This window comes from Rhodanobacter sp. FW101-FHT13A11, from assembly GCF_058790335.1.
In genome coordinates this window covers 221,930-239,602 of the sequence record NZ_JBYTCN010000002.1, presented here as the reverse complement: position 1 = coordinate 239,602, position 17,673 = coordinate 221,930, and the positions used below count along the sequence as shown (strand labels likewise).

Below are 17,673 nucleotides of genomic sequence, written 5' to 3'. Positions count from 1 at the left end.
CGCCTGCCGGCCTTCACCCCGGGCATACGACAGGCGAAGTGGCTAGCTGCGATGATATCCGCATGTCCATGACCCGAACGTCCAACACCTGGCTGGCCGACCGGCCACTGCAGCACAAGGCCGTGCTGGCCATCGGCCTGCTGCTGGGCTTGTTCCTGCTGGCCGGCGCGATCACCCTGCACTCGCTGCGCCAGCAGGAGGACGACCGCCGCTGGTCGATGCATACCTACCAGGTGCTGCTGCAGCTGGATCACGTCCTGCAGACGGTGCAGGCCAGCCAGGTCGGCGCCCGCGGCTACCTGCTGACCCAGGATGCCGCGCAACGCGGTGCGTTCGAGAACGCCAACCGGGGTCTGCTCGCCCATCTCACCCGGCTGCGCGAGCTGATGTCGGACAACCCGCTGCAGCTGTCCCGCATCGACAGGCTGGAGGCGATGGCGATGCTGTGGCAGAGCGAGTTCCGCAGCGAGGTGATCGACCCCCTCGCCGGCCTGGGTACGACCGAGCCGGCGCAGGCCGTGCTGCAGCGGCAACACATCCAGTCCGACTACCTGAAGCACCGCAGCGTCAGCGTGAAGGAAATCAGCGACCTCATCGGACAGATGACGCTCGATGAGAACCGGCTGCTGGCCACCCGCAACCAGCGCCTGGACAGGACCCTCGCCATCACCCGCACGGTCAACATCGTGGCGACCCTGCTCGCCATCCTGTTCGGCCTGGCGGTGATCCGGCTGACCCTGCGCCTGGTCACCCGTCCGCTGCGCGGCCTGACCGACCAGCTGACCCGGCTGGCGAACCACGACCACGACTTCGAGATCCACCGGCTCGAACGCCGCGACGAGATCGGCGAGATCGCCCGCGCACTGCAGGTATTCCGGCAAATGTCGGTGGACACCCAGGCGCAGACCTGGATCAAGGAGCAGGTGTCGGGCATCTCCCACCTGCTGCTGCAGGCCACCACGCACAAGGAGTTCGCGCAGTGGCTCACCAGTGCGCTGGTGCCGCTGTGCAAGGCCGGCGTGGGCCTGTTCTATTCCTACGACGACGCGCGCCACCGGCTCGACCTGCTCGGCAGCTACGGCCTGCGCCTGGGCAATCGTTCGGCTGACCAGTACATGCCGGGCGAGGGGCTGGTCGGGCAATGCGCGATCGAGCGCAAGGCGATCGTCCTGGACGACGTGCCGGCCAACTACCTGCACATCGACTCCGGCAGCGGCGAGGCACTGCCCGGCCATCTGGCGATCATGCCGGTGCTGTACCGCGACACCCTGATCGGCGTGCTGGAGCTGGCCGGCTTTACCCCGCTGAGCCCGCTGGTGCAGCAGATGCTGGACGAACTGCTGCCGCTCGTGGCGCTGAGCCTGGAGAACCTCAACCGCACGGCCAGCGTGCAGGACCTGCTGCAGCGCACGCAGGAGCAGGCCGACGAGCTGCGCGTGTCCGAGCTGGTGATGCGCCAGCAGAAGGAGGTGCTGCGCGACAACAACGACGCGCTGCAGGCGAAGACGGAAGAGCTGGAGGAACAATCCCAGCGGCTGATCGCCTCGGAGGAGGAGCTGCGCGTGCAGGCCGAGGAACTGCAGGCGTCCAACGAGGAGTTGCGCGAGAAGACCGAAAGCCTGAACCGGCAGAAATACGTGCTGGAGGACCTGCAGCAGGAAACCGCCGAGAAGGCCGCCGAGCTGGCGCGGGCCAGCCAGTACAAGTCCGAATTCCTCGCCAACATGTCGCACGAGCTGCGCACGCCGCTGAACAGCCTGCTGATCCTGTCGCGCAGCCTGGCCGACAACGACACCGGCAACCTCGACGAGGAACAGGTCGAGTCGGCACGGATCATCCACGACGCCGGCAACAGCCTGCTGCACCTGATCAACGACATCCTCGACCTGTCCAAGGTCGAGGCCGGCAAGATGGAACTGATGATCGACAACCTGGCGCTGGCCGGGCTGGGGCAACGGCTTCGGCGCACGTTCGCGCATGTGGCCGAGGAAAAGCGGCTGGGCTTCACGCTGGACATCGACCCCGGCCTGCCCCCGGTCCTGCGCACCGACGCCAGCAAGCTCGAGCAGATCGCCAACAACCTGCTCAGCAACGCGTTCAAGTTCACCGCCGATGGCACGGTGGGCCTGCGCATCGGCCGCCCCGGCAGCGACGCCGACATCCCCGAGGCACTCCGCGGCCAACCGCTGATCGCGATGACGGTGAGCGACACCGGCATCGGCATTCCGCAAGACAAGTTCCAGCGCGTCTTCAACGCGTTCGAGCAGGTGGATGCCGGCACCAGCCGCAAGTTCGGCGGCACCGGGCTGGGCCTGGCGATCTCGCGGCGGATGGCGCAGCTGCTGGGCGGCGATATCGTGCTGCGCAGCGAAAGCGGCCGCGGCAGCCACTTCACCGTGCTGCTGCCGGAGACGCCACCTCCGGCATCCGGCACCGCTGAAGACGCGCCACGCGCCGGCACGGCCCGGCTCAGCCGGGCCGCCTCGCCGTATCTGCCGCCGAAGCCGGCCGACGACGACCGCGACGCGCCGATGCCGGACCAGGCCACGATCCTGGTGATCGAGGACGACCCTGCCTTCGCGCGCATCCTGATCGACATGATCCACCGCAAGGGCTATCGCGCGCTGGCCGCCGGCGATGGCGAATCGGGCCTGCAACTGGCGCGCGAACATCGTCCCACCGGCATCCTGCTGGATGTTTCGCTGCCGGTGATGGACGGCTGGAGCGTGCTCGACCAGCTCAAGGCCGACGACGCCACGCGGGCCATCCCGGTGCACTTCATCTCGGTCATCGACGGCGGTACGCGCGGGCTGCAGCGCGGCGCGGTGGGCTTCCTGACCAAGCCGGTCAGCCGCGAATCGATCGGCCTGGCACTCGAGCGACTGCTGCATTTCGCCGCCGGGCAGCCACGGCACCTGCTGATCGTCTACGACGATGCCGACTCGCGCACCGCCGTGCGCACCCTGCTGCGCGACGACAGCGTGCAGATCGAGGAAGCGGGCTCGGCGGAGGACGCGATGGGGAAGGTCGCCCGTACGGATTACGACTGCATCGTGCTCGACCTGGGCCTGCCCGGCATGTCCGGGCTCGAACTGCTGGCGCAACTGGCGCAGACCAGCAAGGGCGTGCCGCCGGTGGTGGTGTACTCCGGTCGCGAACTGAGCCGCGAGGAGAGCCTGAAGCTGCGCCAGTACACCGACGCCATCGTGGTCAAGGGCGCGCGCTCCACCGAGCGGCTGCTCGATGAGGTCAGCCTGTTCCTGCACAGCGTCCGGCATGCGCCACCCCGGAGCGTCGCCGAACCGGCAGCGGGCGACGGGCTGGCGGGCCGTCGCGTGCTGCTGGTGGACGACGACATGCGCAACCTGTTTGCGCTGTCCAAGGTGCTGCGCGGCTGGGGGCTGCAGGTGAGCATGGCGCAGGACGGGCACAAGGCGCTGAAGATGCTGGCCGACGGCGAAGCGCCGGAACTGGTGCTGATGGACGTCATGATGCCGGGCCTGGACGGCTACGAGACCATCCGCGCGATCCGCGCCCAGCCGCATTTCGCCAGCCTGCCGATCATCGCGCTGACCGCCAAGGCGATGCGCGGGGATCGCGAGAAGTGCCTGGAGATGGGTGCCAGCGATTACCTTTCCAAGCCGATCGACACCGACCAGCTGGCGGCGCTGCTGCGCGCGTGGCTGCAGCGTCAGGCGTGATGCCCGCACCAGCCACGACCGCGTGAGTCCGGATTCCGCGCCGATGGCCGTCGGCTTCAGCGCCATCGACGCTGCCCCGCGGCTGTACCGGCGAGGCCACCGACCCGCCTCGCTCGAGCCTGACGGGGTGGTGCGGCCGTTCACGCCGGCCATGACCGCCAACGGTTAAGGTTGGCCGGGAGGAAACGCTCCACCACCGACATGAACGCGATACCACCGAAAATCCTGATCGTCGACGATACCGCCGCCAACCTCGTCGCCATGCGCCGGCTGCTCGCCCGCAGCGGCGCGCAGCTGTTCGAGGCGCGCAGCGGCAACGAGGCGCTGGCGCTGTGCCTGGACCACGAGTTCGCGCTGATCCTGCTCGACGTCAACATGCCCGACATGGACGGCTTCGAGGTCGCCAGCCTGCTGGGCGAGGCCGAGCACCTGCGCGACACCCCGATCATCTTCGTCACCGCCGCCTATGCCGACGACATGAACCGGCTCAAGGGCTACCGCTCCGGCGCCGTGGATTACATCGCCAAGCCGATCAACGACGTGATCCTGCAGTCGAAGGTGCGCGTGTTCCTGGAACTGTACGCGGCGCGCGCCAAGCTGCAGCACGCGCTGGACGAACTTGCCGAGCGCAACCAGCAACTGACCCAGGAAATCGCCGAGCGCGAGCTGATGGAGGCGATGGTGCGCCACCAGGCCCACCATGACGCCCTGACCGGCCTGCCGAACCGCATCCTGTTCCACGACCGCCTGCATGGCGCGATCCAGCGCGCGAACCGCCGCCACAGCCAGTTCGCGCTGGCCTGCATCGACATCGACGGTTTCAAGCACGTCAACGACAGCCATGGCCACGCCGCCGGCGACGCCTTGCTGCAGGAGATCGCCGCACGGCTGTCGGCACACTTGCGCAGCAACGACACGGTGGCCCGGCTGGGCGGCGACGAGTTCGCGCTGGTGCTGGAGGACATCGGGGATCCGCAGCTGGCGCTGCAGCTGTGCGGAAAGTTGTGCGTGGCGCTGGGCGAGCCTTATGCGTTGAGCGTCAACGGCCAGCTGGTCGAAGTGCGCATCGGCGCCAGCATCGGCATCGCACCCTGCCCGCCGGACGCTGCCCCCGACGCCGACGAGCAGCTGCTGCACGCGGCCGACCGCGCCATGTATGCGGCCAAGCGCAGCGGCAAGAACCGCTGCGTGCTGGCGGACTGACGGCGCGCAGGCAGTGCGCTCAGCCGCGCTTGCGCGGCGACACCCACATCAGCACGCGCGCCCGGAAGACGGTCTCGCCCGCGTCGTCCACCACCTCCACCCTGACCGGCCACTCGTGGCCGCCGCCGGAGGCGGGCGCGGCCAGTTCGGGCGTGGCGATGCCGCGCATCGTGCCCGTCGCCTTCTTCAGGTACTCGACGCTCATGCCCTTGGGAATCCAGCGCATGTCCGCCGGAATCGTCGCATCGGTCATCACGCCGGCACTGAGTTCGGCCAGGTTGCACAGCGCGATCGCATGCACGGTGCCGAGGTGGTTGTGCACGCGGCGCCGGTCGCGGATGCGCACCTCGCAACGCCCCGGCGCCAGCGCCACGAAGCGTGGCGCGATGGTGGCGAAGTACGGCGCCTTGAGGCAGACCAGGCGCGAGAAGATCCGGTGGCCCGCCGGCCAGCGGGTGATGCGGCGGTACAACGACAACACCGAGGCACTCATCGGTCGCCCTCCGGAAAAGAACCGGCCCGCAAGGCGGGCCGGTCGGTCAGCCTGATTTACGCGGCATCCGCCCGCGTCTTGAACGCGCGCAGTTCGTCAGTATCGAAATCGTCCACCGAGATGAACTCGAACACGCCGTCGCGCACGTGCCGGAGCAGCTCCGCCTCGGCTTCCGAAATCACCCCGGCCTGCTGCGCCTCGGCGAGCTGGCCCAGGTAGTCGTGCGAGGCGAACTGACCGGCCTTCTGCGCCTTGCCGAACTTGCGGTCGACCGGCTCGGCGGCGATCACGTCGGGCAGCAGCGCCTTCATGCGGCCGATCGTGTTGTTCGGCGTGGGCGTGGTGTAGACCCAGTCGGTGAGGCGCTCGAGCGCCTCGTTCGGCGCGGTGAGCAGCGCGGCGACACGGCGGCCGAGGCGATCGGACGGCGGCACCTCGCGCCGCCCCAGCGGGAACACCAGCGCGCGCAGCAGCCATGCCACCGGGCGCACCGGGAAGTTGCGGATCGCGCCGTCCAGCGCGTTCTGGGTGAGCCACATGCACTCGTGGAAACCCCAGGCCAGGAACGGACGATCCGCCTCCGGCCGGCCGGTGTCCTCGTAGCGCTTGAGCATGGCGCTGGCGATGTACAGGTAGCTCAGCACGTCGCCCAGGCGCGCGGAGAGCTTCTCCTTGAACTTCAGCTTGCCGCCGAGCACGCCCATGAACACGTCGGCGCACAGCGCCAGCGCGGCGGAGTAGCGGCCGAGCTTGCGGTAATAGCGGCGGGTGTAGTTGTCGCCGGCGGCGTCGCCCAGGCGCGCGCCGGAAAGGCCCATCGCGAAGCTGCGCACCGCGTTGGAGATGCCGAAGCCGATGTGGCCGAACAGCAGCCGGTCGAACGTCTTCAGCTGCTCGCCGCGGTCGGCGATCGACAGCGCCTGCATTTCCTTCAGCACGTACGGGTGGCAGCGGATCGCGCCCTGGCCGAAGATCATCAGGCTGCGCGTCATGATGTTGGCGCCCTCCACCGTGATCGCGATCGGCACCGCCGACCAGCCGCGGCCGGCGTAGTTCTTCGGGCCCAGCTGCACTGCCTTGCCGCCGTGCACGTCCATGGTGTCCTTGGCGATCTGCCGCGCCCACTCGGTGGCGTGGTACTTGGCGATCGCCGACGGCACCGCCGGCTTCTCGCCGCGGTCGACCGCGGCCGCGGTGGCGCGCGACAGCGCGGCGGTGGCGTAGGTGAGGCCGCCGATGCGCGCCAGCGCCTCCTCGACGCCCTCGAAGCGGGCCACCGCCAGGCCGAACTGCTTGCGCATGCGCGCGTACGCGCCGGTGGCCAGCGCCGAGGCGCGCATGCCGCCGGTGGCGTTGGACGGCAGCGAGATCGCGCGGCCCACCGACAGGCATTCCACCAGCATGCGCCAGCCGTGGCCGGCCATGTGCGGGCCGCCGATCAGTACCGACAGCGGCGCGAACACGTCCTTGCCGCGCACCGGACCATTCTGGAACGGGATGTTCAGCGGGAAGTGGCGCCGGCCGATCTCGAGGCCGGGCGTGGAGCGCGGCAGCAAGGCCAGGGTGATGCCGAGGTCGTCCTTGTCGCCGAGCAGGTGTTCGGGGTCGTACATGCGGAAGGCCAGGCCGACCACGGTGGCCACCGGCGCCAGCGTGATGTAGCGCTTGTCGAAGGTGAGCTTGATGCCGAGCGTCTCGACGCCGTCGACCACTTGCCTGCAGACGATGCCTACGTCGGGGATCGAGGTGGCGTCGGAGCCGGCGTACGGGCCGGTCAGCGCGAAGCAGGGAATCTCCTCGCCCACCGCCAGGCGCGGCAGGTAGTGGTTCTTCTGCTCGTCGCTGCCGTAGTGCAGCAGCAGCTCGGCCGGCCCCAGCGAGTTCGGCACGGCCACGGTGGAAGACACCGTGGCCGACATCGTGGACAGTTTCTGCAGCACCGCCGAATGCGCCAGCGCGGAGAACTCGAGGCCGCCGTACCGCTTCGGGATGATCATGCCGAAGAAGCGGTGCTTCTTGATGAACTCCCACACCTCCGGCGGCAGGTCAGCCAGTTCGTGGGTGATCTGCCAGTCGTCGATCATCGCGCAGAGTTCTTCCACCGGACCGTCCATGAAGGCCTGCTCCTCCACGCTCAGCTCGGGTTTCGGCTGCTTCAGCAGTTCGTGCCAGTCCGGCTTGCCGGAGAACAGCTCGCCCTCGAAACCGACCGTGCCCGCCTCCAGCGCGGTCTGCTCGGTCTCCGACAGTTTCGGCGTGACCTTGGCGAACAGCTTCAGCAGCGGCAGGCTGATCTGCCGGCGGCGGAAGTCCACCAGCAGCAGCGGCAACGCGATCGCCAGCTCGACGATCAGCAGGATCGCCGTGGTCCACGGCGCGTGCGCGATCAGGCCGACCACCAGCGTGGCGACGATGGTGGCGATCGCCCAGGTGCGCAGGCTGCTGCGGTGATAGGCGCAGGCGCCGGAGGCAAGCACCGCCGCCAGCAGGGTCAGTATCACGGACATCTCAACACCTCATTGCGATTGAACGGCGCCGGCGACGCGCCGGCCGGCGGGTAAGGGGGCGAGACTCTGCGCGAAGCGCACGACCTCGCGCGTGAAGGCATCGTTCGCGTCGCCCGCCACCATGTGGGTGGCGTGCGGCAGTTCCACATGCTGCGCATGCGGCACCAGTTGCAGGAATTCGTCGACGGTGGCGCGCGACACCACATCGCTGCGCGCGCCGGACAGCAGCAGCACGGGCACCTCGATCTTCGTCGCGGCGGCCTGCAGGCGCGGCTGGTAGCGCTCGCTCTCCAGCACCAGGTCGCCGGCCAGCAGGGCCGGGTCCCAGTGCCAGCGCAGCCGGCCGTCGGCGCCTTCGCGCAGCAGCGGGCGCAGTTGTTCCTCGCTCTTGCGCTCGCGCCGCTGCGGCAGGTAGGCGGCGATCTGCTCGGCCGCCTCGGCGTAACCGGCAAAGCCGTCCGGATGCGCCTGCATGAAGGCGAGGATGCGTTCCACGCCGCGGGTCTCCCAGCGCGGCGTGATGTCCACCAGCACCAAGGCGCGAAACGGCGACGGGCGCACCTCGCCGGCCAGCACGAGGCCGAGCAGGCCGCCCATCGACGCGCCGACCAGGACCGGCGGCTGCGGCTGCGCCACGGCCAGCCGCCGCAGATCGTCGGCGAACTGGTCCATGTGGTAGTTGCCGCCGGGCACCCGGTCGCTTTCGCCGTGGCCGCGCGCGTCGAAGGTGACGCAGCGGCAGCCCGCCTGTGCCAGCGCCGCGGCCGTACCGTTCCAGGCGCCACGGGTCTGGCCGAAACCGTGCGCGAACAGCAGGGTCGGATGACCGTCCGGGCAGCGCGTCTCCACCGCCAGAGTCAGGTCGGCAGCGGGGAAGCGGCTGATCGCCGGGGACGCAGGGACATTGTTCACCATACGGAAGAGTATGGATTGCTCCGGCGAGCGGCGTCAACCATGCGCCGTGCGTTCCGGCGGCCGTCCGGGCAAAGCCGGAGCCCTCGGCCGGATCGACATTCCGCATTACAAATGCACGGGGTGCCGCTACCATACGCACATGAATGTCAGTAGCAAGCCAGAACGCACCCGGCTGTCGGCCGAGGATTGGGAACTTGCCGCCCTGCAGCTGATCGCCGAACAAGGCGTCGGCGCACTCGCGGTGGAAGCGCTGGCACGCCAGCTGGGCGTGACCAAGGGCAGCTTCTACTGGCACTTCCGTACCCGCGAAGCCCTGCTGCATGCCGCGCTGGAACGCTGGGAACAGTACGGCGAGCGCGAAGTGCTGGGCCAGATCGAGCAGATCACCGACCCGCGCCAGCGCCTGCCCGAGCTGTTCCGCCGCGTCGCACACGAGTTGCAGCCGCACCGCGTCTACGCCGCCCTGCTGAAGGCGCTGGACCACCCGCAGGTGGTGCCGGTGATGGCCCGCGTATCGCAGCGGCGCATGGAGTTCCTCACCACCGCCTATCGCGAAGCCGGCCTGCCCCCTGGCGAGGCGCTCAACCGCGCGCGGCTGACCTATGCCGCCTACGTCGGTTTCCTGCAGCTGAACTTCACGCTGGGCCTGCCGCGGATCAACCTGGAAGAGTTCGACGCCTACGTCGAACACATGATCGCGACCCTGATTCCGGCCTGAGCCAGCTCTGCGGAACACCCCGTACGGCGCCATCCGGCGCCGTTTCTGCTGCACGGAACCTTGCAATACCAGTGCGCGCAAACTACCGTGCCAACTCCTTTTTTCCACAAGACCTTAGGGGACACGATGGCCAGCAAGCTGGAAGCGCTTGATCGTTGGGTAGCCGAAGTGGCGGCGCTGACCCGCCCTGCGCGGATCCACTGGTGCGACGGTTCGGACGCCGAATACCAGACCCTGCTGCGGCAGATGCTGGCCGACGGCACCCTGATTGAACTGAACCAGCGGACCCATCCGGGCTGCTACCTGCACCGCTCCCACCCCACCGACGTGGCCCGCGTCGAGCACCTCACCCTGATCTGCCACCCGAACCGGGAAGACGCCGGCCCCAACAACCACTGGATGGACCCGGCCGAGGCGCACGCGAAGATCGACGCGCTGTTCGACGGCTGCATGGAAGGCCGCACTATGTACGTGATCCCGTACTGCATGGGCCCGATCGACTCGCCGCTGGCGCGCTGCGGCGTGGAGATCACCGACAGCCCGTACGTGGTCGCCAACATGAAGATCATGACCCGCATGGGCGCTGCCGCGCAGGCGCGGATCGAGCGTGAGGGCCGCTTCGTGAAGGGCCTGCATTCCAAGGGAGAGCTCGACCCGGAGCGCCGCTGGATCATGCACTTCCCGGCCGAGCTCACGATCAAGTCCTACGGCTCCGGCTACGGCGGCAACGCGCTGCTGGGCAAGAAGTGCCACGCGCTGCGCATCGCCAGCCACCAGGCGCGCAGCGAAGGCTGGCTGGCCGAGCACATGCTGATCGTCGGCATCGAGAACCCGCAGGGCGAGACGCACTACGTCGCCGCCGCGTTCCCGTCCGCCTGCGGCAAGACCAACCTGTCGATGCTGATTCCGCCGCAAGGCTACCTGCGCGATGGCTGGAAGGTGTGGACGGTCGGCGACGACATCTGCTGGATGCGTCCCGGCGCGGACGGACGGCTGTACGCGATCAACCCGGAAGCCGGCTTCTTCGGCGTGGCGCCGGGCACCTGCGACGCCACCAACCACAATGCCATGAAGAGCATCTCGCACGACACCATCTTCACCAACGTCGCCGTCACCGCCGACAACCAGCCGTGGTGGGAAGGCCTGCCCGGCACGCCAGTCACCGACTGGCAGGGACGTCCGTACGATCCGGCCAACGGCCCGGCCGCGCACCCGAACTCGCGCTTCACGGTCAGTGCGAAGCAGTGCCCGACCTGGTCGGAGCAGGCCGAGGCGCCGCAGGGCGTGCCGATCAGCGCAATCGTGTTCGGCGGCCGCCGGCCCTCGCTGCTGCCGCTGGTGATGGAAGCGCGCGACTGGACCCACGGCGTGCTGATGGGCGCCGCGATGGGCTCGGAAACCACCGCGGCGGCCACCGGCGCGGTCGGCGTGCTGCGCCGCGACTCGATGGCGATGAAGCCGTTCTGCGGCTACCACTACGGCGACTACTTCGCGCACTGGCTGTCGTTCGACAAGCCGGGCGCGAAGCTGCCGAAGATCTTCCACGTCAACTGGTTCCGCAAGGGCGCCGACGGCAAGTTCCTGTGGCCGGGCTTCGGCGACAACCTGCGCGTGCTGGAATGGATGATCGACCGCACCGAAGGCCGCGCGAGCGGCGTCGAGACGCCGATCGGCATCCTGCCGGGCGAGGGCGAGCTCAAGCTGGACGGACTCAAGCTCGAGCGCGCCAGGCTCGACGAGCTGCTCGACGTGGACAACGCCGGCTGGCAGGCCGAGTTGTCGGCCATCGGCGAGTACCTCGACAGCTTCGCCCCGCGGCTGCCCGAACGCCTGCGCCGGGAGCAGCAGCGCGTGGCGCAGGCACTGCAGGACGATGCCGACCAGTCGCGTCGCGAAGCCATCGCCTCCTGAAGCATCCCGTCACGGGCGGATTCATCGCGATCCTCCCGTGAGGCCTGCAGCTACGCCACTGCGGCGCCCGTTCCAACCCTTTCGCGCAACGTCGCATCCAAGCTGGCAAGATGACTGCCGCCTGTCCTGCCCTTGGAAGCTCCATGTCGCCTGCCTCAACGGGAGCGAACGACAGCGATGACGTGCGCGCCGCGGCCGCCGGCGACCGCGGCGCGTTCCAGCGGCTTTACCGGCTGCACGTGGGCCGCGTGCACGGAGCGGTGTACCGGCTCGCCGGCTACGACCATGCCCGCGCCGAGGACCTTACCCAGGATGCGTTCGTCCGCGCCTGGCAGAAGCTGCCCGGCTTCCGCCACGAGAGCGCCTTCGGCACCTGGCTGTACCGGCTCGCGGTGAACGTGGCGCTGATGGACATCCGCGCCCGCGGCGCCGACCCGGTGAGCATGGTGGACGACGATCACCTGCCCGACGCCGGCGAGACGCCGTTCTGCGCGGCCGAGCGCGAGGAGCTGGAACACGCCGTCGGCAAGCTGCCGCCGCGCGCCCGTGCCGTGCTGGTACTGCACGACATCGAAGGCTGGAAGCACGAGGAAATCGCCGCCGAGCTGGCGATGGCCGTCGGTACGTCGAAAGCGCAGTTGCACCGCGCCCGCGGCCTGTTGCGCAAGGCATTGGGAGAAAGCTCATGAACGAATTCGAATGGCGCCGGCAGATGCGCGGCCTGCGCCGGCCACTCGCGCCACGGCGCGACCTGTGGGCCGCGATCGAAGCCGCACTGGACGATGCCGGCCAAGGCGATCCGCACGCCACCGCCCCTCCGGCCGCACCACCTCGCCGCCGCTGGCGGGTCGCCGCCGGTCTCGCCGCCTCGCTGCTGCTGGCCGGCGGCCTCGGCTGGCACTGGCGGCAAGTGCCGGCGACCACCCCGCTCGCCACCGCTGCCAAGCTCCCGGCGAGCTGGAAGCCGTCCGATCCGCGCCTGGCCGGCGCCGCGATCGAGCTGGACGCCGCGCGGATGGAACTGCAGATGGCGATCCGGCAGGCGCCGGACTCGCCGGCGCTGCAGCGCCTGCTCGGCCGCACCGAACGTCAACAGGCGCAGCTGCGCCACCTGGCCGGCCAGGCCGGCTGAGATCCACAGGAACGACCATGAAAACCGTCCGCTACCTTCCCCTCCTGCTGTGCTTCTGCATCGGCCAGGCCCTCGCCGACACGCCGATCCAGCTGCGCCATGACGCCACTCCGACCGCCCGCATCCGCATCAGCAACGTCGCCGGCACGGTGAACGTGACCGCCTGGGACCGCAACGAGGTTCAGGTCGGCGGCCGGCTCGGCGAAGGCGCCCGGCCGCTGGCGATCAGCGGCAGCAACGGCAACCTGGAGATCAGGGTCGAGCCGCAGGGCGGCTCCGGCCGGTTCAACTGGGGCGGCGACAGCAAGATGGCGCCCACCACCCTGGAACTGCACGTACCCAGGGCGGCCTCGCTCGAGGTCAGCGTGATCAGTGCACCGCTGGTCATCGACGGCATGAGCGGCGGCAGCATCCAGGTCAACACGGTCAGCGGCAAGGCACGCATCAATGCACGCACGCCCTCGCTCAAGGTGGACAGTGTCAGCGGCAACATCGAGCAGGCCGGACATGCCGAACGGGCCGAACTGCAGACCGTCAGCGGCGACATCCTGGCTCCCGCGTTGGGTGGCAACGTCGGACTGCAGACGATTTCCGGCCATGTCCAGGCCAGCGGCGGGCCATGGCAGAAACTTACGCTCAGCACGGTATCCGGCGACGTGCAGCTGACCGGCGCGCCGGCAGCCGGCGGCAGCCTCGGCATCGACAGCATGAGCGGCAACGTGCAGCTGCTGCTGCCGGCGAACACCTCCGGCAGCCTGCACGCCAGCAGCTTCAGCGGCAACCTGCGCAGCGATTTCGGCACCCCGACGCAACCCGAGCACGGCCCCGGCAGCTCGCTCGACGTCCGCCTCGGCGACGGCCGCGGCAAGATCAACATCGAGACCTTCAGCGGCGACCTGCGCGTGCGCAAGCAAGGCTGAGCGCCGCCGGTGCCGCCGGAAACGAAAACGCCGTCGCGCTAGCGACGGCGTTTTTCATGATGCGCGGGAACGGGCGGACGGGCCGCTCAGAGGTCCTGGTGATACTGCACGTACGGCGTGCGCGACTGGTCCGGCTCCGGGCCGGCCGGCGTATTGGCCGGGGTGCCGGACGACCACAGGTTCTGCGCGCCGACGCTCAGCGAGCCGCGCCACGGCAAACGCCAGGTCACGCCCAGGTCGATGCTGTTCCAGCGCCGGTCTGCGTTCAGGCTGCCGGGAATGCCGGCCTGCGGCTGCATCGTGCGGCCGACCAGCACGCCGCTCAGCGGGCCATGATCGACGCCGAAGCTCAGCGCCTTCTGGTCCAGCGCATTGATGCCGAGCAGGTTGCCCGGCAGCAGGTGGACGCGGCCGACGCTGGCGCCCACGTCGATGCCGCTCTTGCTGCCCAGCGCCAGCCGACCGTGCGCCTTCAGCTGGGAGCTGCTGTCGAAATCGGGCAGGCCGTCGACACCCGGCGCCGCACCCGGCAGCACGCGCGGCAGTACCGCATTGTTGTCCGGCACCTTGCTCGCGCCCACGCTCACGCCCACGCTGTAACGGCCGGCATCGAACGTGGCGCCCACCTCGCTGTCGAGCACGCGCAGATTCGAGTTGGCCCACGAAAGCTCGCTGACCTCGGCGTGCGCCTGCAACTGCGGACCCAGCCCATATTGCAGGCCGGTCGTCGTCACGCCGGTGGCGTCGACCACGCGCGGGGCCAGTTGCGGGTTCCTGCGCAGCGCCTCGGCACCGGTGCTGCGATCCGCCTTGAGCGTCAGCAACTGGCCATCGGTGCCGCGCCACAGCGGCACCGCCGTACCGGTTCCGCCCACCTGCCCGGCCGGCCGCGCCAGCAGTTCCTGGGCCGTGGCGCTGTCGGCGCCCACGGACTGTCCCGCCGCCGCAAACGGCAGCAGGAGAATCAGCAACAGGGCAGACAGGCGGCGCATCAGTTTGAACCCGTGGATCTCGGCAAGTAAGGCTATCCGGGCTGCAGTATACCCCGCTTTACGTTTTACTAACACCCCGAAAACTCGCGCCAACTCACAAAATGACAGGGTTTCCGCGCCTGTTTCGACCCCTGCGGCGCCATCAGGTTCCCGCCCGTGGAAACTGGCGACGGGGCCGGCTTACACGATATAAAGGGGTGCGGCACCGCACCGATCCTGCCGGATCGCACCGGAATCCACCCAGCCCCATGAGCGCCACGCCGACGATCCGTTCCTCCCCGCCGTTTCCGGTGGCGCGGGATCTTGCGGCCCTGCATGAGGCCATGGAACACCTGTTCGAGGCCGCCGACGCCGCCAGCGTGATGGAAATCTGCGAGCTGATGCTGGGCAACTTCGGCATCCAGGGCCGCCTGCGCTGGCGTCGCGGGGACGAATCCCCGGGGCATCTGGCGGGGCAGATGGAACTGGCCGTGGATCCCCAGGGCCCGCGCACCCTGGTGCTGGACTGGGCCGACCTGCCACTGCCCGAGCCCGTCCATGACCGGCTGGACTGGATGGGCCGGCTGGCCGGCGCCCGCCTGCGCCAGCTGGCCGAAACCAGCCGCCTGTACGAGGCGATCTCGCGGCTGGCACAGGCCGAGCGGCTGCAGCGCGCACTGTACGCGATCGCCGAGCAGGCCGGCGCCGAGCACGACATGCCGGAGATGATGCGTTCGCTGCACGCCATCGTCAGCAGCCTGATGTACGCGGAAAACTTCTACATCGTGCTCTACGACGCCGCCACCGACACGGTGCGCTTCCCCTACTACATCGACATCAAGGACACCGACCCGCCGCCGCCGGACCAGAGCCTGCCGCTGCACGGCATGCTGCACAGCCTGACCTGGAACCTGCTGCAGGAAGGCCGGCCACTGATGGGCTCGATCGACGAGCTGCGCCAGCAGTTCGGCAACCGCCTCGTGCCGCTCGGTCCGAACTGCGAGCACTGGCTGGGCGTGCCGCTGCTGCGTGCCGGCCGCGCCGTCGGCGGCATCGTGATGCAGAGCTATCGCGACGACACGCATTATTCGCAGCACGACCTGGAACTGCTGAACTACGTGGCCCAGCACGTGCAGACCGCGCTGGAACGGCGCGAGGCGCACCTCGAACTGGGCCGCCGGGTCACCGACCGCACCGCCGCGCTGCGCGAGGCCAACCGCGTGCTGCGCCAGCAGGTGCTGCAGCGCCAGCGCGGCGAGCGCCTGCAGGCCGCGCTGTTCCGCATCGCCGAGCTGGCCAGCGCGCCGGAAAGCCTGGATGCGTTCTACGCGGCGGTGCATCAGGTGATCAGCGGCCTGCTGTACGCGCGCAACTTCTATATCGCGCAGATCGACGAGGAAAGCGGCCACCTCACCTTCCCCTACTCGGTAGACGACGTGGACAACGTGCGCCTGCCGCGCACGCACGGCCGCGGCGCCACCGAATACGTGCTGCGTCACGCCAGGCCGCTGCTGGCCACGCCGGCGGAAATCGACCGGCTCAGCGCACTCGGCGAGATCAGCCTCTTCGGCGCACGCTCGGTGTGCTGGCTCGGCGTGCCGCTGATCTGGGGCGGCAAGGCGATGGGCGTGCTGGCGCTGCAAAGCTACTCGCCCGAGCACACCTACAACGAGCGCGACCAGGAACTGCTGACCTTCGTCAGCTACCACATCGCCAACGCACTGCAGCGCAAGCAGGCCGCGGCGACGCTCAAGCAGGCCTATGCCGGGCTGGAACGGCGCGTCACCGAGCGCACGCGCGCGCTGGCGCTGGCCAACCGCGACCTGCGCGAACAGATCGCCGAGCGCGAGCGGGTCGAGCGCCGCCTGAAATACGAGACCCTGCACGACTCGCTCACCGGCCTGCCCAACCGCACCCTGCTGCTGCAGCGGCTGGAGCAGGCGATGCAGCGCTGCCACGCGAACCCGGACGAGCAGTTCGCCGTGCTGTTCATCGACCTGGACCGCTTCAAGGTGATCAACGACTCGGTCGGCCACCTGATCGGCGACGACCTGCTGTTCCAGGTCGGCGGCCGCATCCGCGCCTGCCTGAAGACCCGCGACGTGGTGGCGCGCCTCGGCGGCGACGAGTTCGCCGTGCTGCTGGAGGGCATCGTCGACGCCAACAAGGCGACGCTGATCGCCGAACGCATCATCAGCGAGCTGCACACGCCATTCCGGCTCGGCACCAAGGAGATCTTCACCTCCGCCTCGATCGGCATCGCGCTGGCCAGCCCGCACTACCGCCAGCCGGAGGAACTGCTGCGCGACGCCGACGCGGCGATGTACCACGCCAAGGACGGCGGCCGCCACCGCGCGGCGATGTTCGACGACCGCCTGCGCCGCGAGGCGCTGTCGCTGCTGGACATGGAGAGCGACCTGCGCCACGCGCTCAGCCGCAACGAGTTCGAGCCGTTCTACCAGCCGATCGTGGAACTCGCCGACGGCCGCGTCATCGGCTACGAGGCGCTGCTGCGCTGGCACCACCCCGAGCGCGGCCTGCTGCCGCCGCACGACTTCCTGCTGATCGCCGAGGAATGCGGCTGCGCCGAGGCGATCGACTGGCAGATCTTCGAGCAGGTGTGCACCCAGGCCGTGCGGCTGATCGGCACCGAGGGCTTCATCAGCATCAACGTCTCCGGCCGGCATTTCCGCTCGGCCGACCTCGACCAGCGCCTGCTCGCGCTGTTCGACCAGTACGCCGTGCCGACGCATTGCATCCGCATCGAGGTCACCGAACACGCGCTGCTGGAGAACCCGACCCAGGTCAAGCAGATGCTGCAGAACCTGCGCAGCCACGGTGTCGGCATCGCGCTGGACGACTTCGGCACCGGCTATTCCTCGCTCAGCTACCTGCACCAGTACCCGTTCGAGTCGCTGAAGATCGACCGCTCGTTCATCACCGAGCTGGCGCCCGACGACGTCGAGACCCAGGGCCTGGCGCTGGTGCGCGCGATCCAGGTGCTGGCCGATTCGCTGCGCATGAAGGTGATCGCCGAAGGCATCGAGGAGGAATCGCAGCGCCAGGCGCTGCTGCGCGTCGGCTGCCGCTACGGCCAGGGCTTTCTGTTCGCCGAGCCGCAACCCGCCGGCACCTGGCTCGGTGCGGGCAAACTGCTGCCGGGCTGAGCGTCCTGCCGCGGCCGCGGCTCCCGGCCGGCCCG

General features: G+C 69.3%; 12 protein-coding genes. 8 read left to right on the top strand and 4 right to left on the bottom strand.

What is annotated here, in order from left to right:
* Window positions 1–62: 62 nt before the first annotated feature.
* Both AC3WRN_RS03620 and AC3WRN_RS03615 read left to right on the top strand, forming a co-directional pair.
* A complete protein-coding gene (locus tag AC3WRN_RS03620) occupies window positions 63–3,701 on the top strand; it encodes a response regulator (protein ID WP_492621921.1) in 3,639 nt (1,212 codons plus the stop codon).
* Window positions 3,702–3,902: 201 nt separating this feature from the next.
* On the top strand, window positions 3,903–4,904 hold the full coding sequence (locus AC3WRN_RS03615) for a diguanylate cyclase domain-containing protein (RefSeq protein WP_492621920.1): 1,002 nt from the start codon (window positions 3,903–3,905) through the stop codon (window positions 4,902–4,904).
* A 19-nt stretch (window positions 4,905–4,923) separates the two neighbouring features.
* Here AC3WRN_RS03615 and AC3WRN_RS03610 read toward each other — a convergent pair whose 3' ends face one another.
* The 3 genes from AC3WRN_RS03610 to AC3WRN_RS03600 are packed head-to-tail and all read right to left on the bottom strand — an operon-like array spanning window position 4,924 to window position 8,819.
* The gene (locus AC3WRN_RS03610) at window positions 4,924–5,397 is read right to left on the bottom strand and encodes a hotdog fold domain-containing protein (RefSeq protein WP_492621919.1); all 474 of its coding nucleotides are present in this window, start codon (window positions 5,395–5,397) and stop codon (window positions 4,924–4,926) included.
* 56 nt (window positions 5,398–5,453) lie between these two features.
* Entirely contained in the window at window positions 5,454–7,904 is a 2,451-nt protein-coding gene (locus tag AC3WRN_RS03605) for an acyl-CoA dehydrogenase (RefSeq protein ID WP_492621918.1), read from the bottom strand.
* 9 nt (window positions 7,905–7,913) lie between these two features.
* Window positions 7,914–8,819, bottom strand: coding sequence for an alpha/beta fold hydrolase (locus tag AC3WRN_RS03600; protein WP_492621917.1), 906 nt, complete (start codon window positions 8,817–8,819; stop codon window positions 7,914–7,916).
* Window positions 8,820–8,958: 139 nt separating this feature from the next.
* Here AC3WRN_RS03600 and AC3WRN_RS03595 point away from each other — a divergent pair, with 139 nt between their 5' ends.
* The 5 genes from AC3WRN_RS03595 (at window position 8,959) to AC3WRN_RS03575 (ending at window position 13,500) form a co-directional block, all read left to right on the top strand.
* Window positions 8,959–9,537 carry a TetR/AcrR family transcriptional regulator gene (locus tag AC3WRN_RS03595; protein WP_068090895.1) on the top strand — a complete coding sequence of 193 codons (579 nt, stop codon included), beginning with the start codon at window positions 8,959–8,961 and terminating at the stop codon, window positions 9,535–9,537.
* Window positions 9,538–9,663: 126 nt separating this feature from the next.
* Window positions 9,664–11,448: a phosphoenolpyruvate carboxykinase (GTP) gene (locus AC3WRN_RS03590; protein ID WP_068090893.1), complete on the top strand. Its 1,785-nt coding sequence runs from the start codon at window positions 9,664–9,666 to the stop codon at window positions 11,446–11,448.
* 143 nt (window positions 11,449–11,591) lie between these two features.
* Window positions 11,592–12,137 (top strand): RNA polymerase sigma factor, encoded by a 546-nt coding sequence (locus AC3WRN_RS03585; RefSeq protein ID WP_068090891.1) that lies wholly within the window; start codon window positions 11,592–11,594, stop codon window positions 12,135–12,137.
* Window positions 12,134–12,580, top strand: a complete 447-nt coding sequence (locus AC3WRN_RS03580) for a hypothetical protein (RefSeq protein WP_068090889.1) — start codon at window positions 12,134–12,136, stop codon at window positions 12,578–12,580. Before AC3WRN_RS03585 ends, AC3WRN_RS03580 begins: the two co-directional genes overlap by 4 nt.
* A 17-nt stretch (window positions 12,581–12,597) precedes the next feature.
* The gene (locus AC3WRN_RS03575) at window positions 12,598–13,500 is read left to right on the top strand and encodes a DUF4097 family beta strand repeat-containing protein (RefSeq protein WP_068090887.1); all 903 of its coding nucleotides are present in this window, start codon (window positions 12,598–12,600) and stop codon (window positions 13,498–13,500) included.
* An 86-nt stretch (window positions 13,501–13,586) separates the two neighbouring features.
* Here AC3WRN_RS03575 and AC3WRN_RS03570 read toward each other — a convergent pair whose 3' ends face one another.
* Window positions 13,587–14,492, bottom strand: a complete 906-nt coding sequence (locus AC3WRN_RS03570) for a hypothetical protein (protein ID WP_068090885.1) — start codon at window positions 14,490–14,492, stop codon at window positions 13,587–13,589.
* 248 nt (window positions 14,493–14,740) lie between these two features.
* Between AC3WRN_RS03570 and AC3WRN_RS03565 the strand changes: the two genes are divergently transcribed.
* Window positions 14,741–17,638, top strand: coding sequence for a bifunctional diguanylate cyclase/phosphodiesterase (locus AC3WRN_RS03565; RefSeq protein WP_492621916.1), 2,898 nt, complete (start codon window positions 14,741–14,743; stop codon window positions 17,636–17,638).
* Window positions 17,639–17,673 lie beyond the last annotated feature (35 nt).